Raw genomic sequence first — 2899 nt, forward strand, 5'->3', positions numbered from 1 at the left:
TCGTCATTACGCCCGGACTGATGGTCGGGCTGTTTCTGCTTACCGTCGTGATGTGCGTCGGATCGGCCGTTGCCGCGATCGTTCAGGTCACCCGCATCGACCCCGCCATAGTGTTCACGCGATGACCGAACCACTGCTCGAGGCGACGAATGTGGCGAAGGTCCTTGGCAGCGGTGCTGCGAAGGTGGAAGCGCTCAAGGGCGTCAGCCTGACGCTCAAGGCCGGCGAACTGACGCTTCTGATGGGGCCTTCCGGCAGTGGCAAGACCACGCTGCTGTCCATTCTCGGATGCATGCTGACGCCGACGGAAGGAACCGTTCGCATCTGCGGACATTCGACCGCCGGCGCCGATCCCGAGAAGCTGGCGCTTCTCAGGCGGGAGCATGTAGGCTTCATCTTCCAGTCGTTTCATCTGTTCCCGACGCTGTCGGCCACCGACAATGTCCGGCTGGCGCTCGATGTCCGCGGCGAAGCCTCCAGCAGCGCAAAGGCCAAGTCGCGCGAGGCGCTGGCCAAAGTTGGCCTGCCGCACAAGTTAAAGGCGTTTCCGCGCGAACTCAGCGGCGGGGAACAGCAGCGCGTTGCGATCGCTCGCGCCATCGTCGGAAATCCGTCTATCATTCTTGCCGACGAGCCAACCGCCGCACTGGACGGCGAGAACGGCCAGGCCGTCATGCGGATCCTCGCCGGAATAGCCAGGGAACAGGGACGCGCGGTGCTGATCGTGACGCATGATCCGCGGCTGCTGCCGTTCGCGGATCGCGTGGTCCATATCGAAGACGGACGAATCGTCAGCGAGGAGCGCCGGGACACCGCACCACAATGAACTGCCCGTAAATGCCATCGAGGAGATTATCCATGCCGAAAAGCCGCACAAACCTGGTTGCGATCTCGGGGCTCGTCATCGCCATCGCAGTCGCGATGGCAGCCGGCGGCGTGATGGCCGCCGAACCGCAGGACAAGCGATGGCAGGCCGTTGCGCCCGGTCGCGTCGAGCCCTGCTCCGGCCAGATCAAGATCGCGATCGCCGTTACCGGGGTGGTCGACAAGGTGCTGGTGAAGGCCAATGACAAGGTGTTTGCCGGCGAACCGCTGATCCATCTCGCCGACAGTGAGTTGGCCGCGCGGCTGGCTGCGGCGGAAACGCTGGTCGCCCTGCGCCAGCGCGCACGGGATGAGAGATCGGTTACGGGCAGCGCGAATGCGCGACGCAAGGCCAGGGATGCCGCGGCCGACGCCGAACTGAAGGTGTATGGCGTACGCGCCATCGTCGATCGGGTTGCGGCCGAATGGCGGGCCAGCGGCGGGCCGGACGACAGCGTGACCACCGCGCGCACGGCGCTGGCGCGGGCCCAGGCCGAACTGACCAAACGCCAGGAGGAGCTTCGCGCGGTCGAGGAGGACAGCCCCCTGCCTACCATTCCGGAAGGCCAGCTCAGTATCGCCCGATCGGAATATTCCGTGGCGCGATCGGCCCTCGACAAAATGACGCTGCGCGCGCCGATCGACGGCACCGTGCTCCAGGTCAACGTGCGGGCCGGCGAACTGGTCTCGCCCGGTTCGCCACAGCCGCCGCTGCAGCTCGCCGATCTCTCGGCGCTGTGCGTGCGCGCGGAGCTGGACGAGCGCGACCTCGGTTCTGTCAAGGTCAAGCAGCCGGTATCGGTACAGGCCTCGGCGTTCCCCGGTCGCGAGTTCGAGGGAAACGTCTCGTCGGTCGCCCCACTCGTCGAGCGCGGTCGCCTCGAGCCCTCCGGATCGCGCAATCAGACCGACGTGGACGTGGTGGCTGTCATGGTCGAATTGACGGGATCGGGAGAGCTTACGGTCGGAATGAAGGCCGATGTCTATTTCCGCTCGGTCAAGTAGCGGATCGACAGACCGTCGCGATGGTCCTGGAGGCAGACAGATATCGCTCGGCCCCTGCGATGCGCAGGGGCGACACTTACTCCGCCAACCGATGCCCCCATCAAGGGCAAGGGTGGCGATAACCGTCGTAGCCGAGATAGGTCCCGGAATACGGGTCGTAGGACCTGAAGCGTCGCGCGCAATAAGCCGCCGCGCCGCCGCCGACATAGGGGGGTGCCACGACATAGGCCGGACCGTAGTAGCCGGGGGACCCGTAATAGCCTGGGTGTCCGTAATAGCCATAGGGCTGCGTGCCGCCAATGATCGCTCCGCCGATCAGGGCGCCGGCGATGCCAAGGCCAATGGCCGGGCCATAGCCACGGCGATATCGCACGGACTCCACCGGTGCCTCCACCGCGTTTTGCAGCATCAGCGGCGATCCGACCGGCGCGGCCGCGGCTGGAGCGACGGCCCACAGCGTGGCCACCGCCAGCGCGGCAGGAAGAACTTTGGACAATTTCTTCATTTCGATACTCCCGGGAATGTGGCCAGGGACAAGCCCTGCCAAACGCCATGATGAGGCGGGAAAGACCTCACCTCGTTGACATGGCTCAACAACATGACAGCCATTCGCGACGACCCCGGCGAGGTCGATTCGAACCCGCTTTCGCGGAAGGCGGACATCGCCCCACGGGACCGGCGATAACGTCTCCAAAGCGCCTGGAACCGCTCGATCCGCGCCGAAACCGCCGCAATTGATCTGACCGGTAGACGACATAGGGTGCTATGGTCGCGGATGCTCGAAACAGATCATCACCAGGACCGGCACCATTACAGCGGAGGCGCAGCGCCGCCGCAGGACTTTCTTGAGGCGGAGAATGTCAGCCTTCGGCTGCTGCTGGCACAGGCGGAAATCAACGCCCAGGGGCTGCTCGATCAGGCCGGCATCGACGCCCGCGAGCGCGCCGCGGCCGACAAGCTGCAGAAGCTGATCCTGGAAGAGCTGCACCATCGCATCAAGAACACGCTGGCGACGGTCAGCGCCATTGCC

3 protein-coding genes and 1 pseudogene are annotated in these 2899 nt (G+C 65.2%); 3 read left to right on the forward strand and 1 reads right to left on the reverse strand.

The features are described 5' to 3' along the window. Nucleotides 1–121: 121 nt before the first annotated feature. Together Q8R73_RS25025 and Q8R73_RS25030 are read left to right on the forward strand one after the other, a co-directional pair. Complete coding sequence (locus Q8R73_RS25025; protein ID WP_305722224.1) at nucleotides 122–826, forward strand: ABC transporter ATP-binding protein; 705 nt, start codon at nucleotides 122–124, stop codon at nucleotides 824–826. A gap of 32 nt (nucleotides 827–858) precedes the next feature. Beyond that, a complete protein-coding gene (locus tag Q8R73_RS25030) occupies nucleotides 859–1869 on the forward strand; it encodes an HlyD family secretion protein (RefSeq protein ID WP_305722225.1) in 1011 nt (336 codons plus the stop codon). Between the two features lie 100 nt (nucleotides 1870–1969). On the opposite strand, the gene Q8R73_RS25035 is transcribed toward Q8R73_RS25030, so the two are convergent. Beyond that, a complete protein-coding gene (locus Q8R73_RS25035) occupies nucleotides 1970–2374 on the reverse strand; it encodes a BA14K family protein (protein ID WP_305722226.1) in 405 nt (134 codons plus the stop codon). A gap of 270 nt (nucleotides 2375–2644) precedes the next feature. Between Q8R73_RS25035 and Q8R73_RS25040 the strand changes: the two are divergent. Then, a pseudogene (locus Q8R73_RS25040) lies at nucleotides 2645–2899 on the forward strand (sensor histidine kinase); the annotation flags it as partial.

This window comes from Bradyrhizobium sp. (assembly GCF_030697065.1).
Classification (GTDB): Bacteria; Pseudomonadota; Alphaproteobacteria; order Rhizobiales; family Xanthobacteraceae; genus Bradyrhizobium.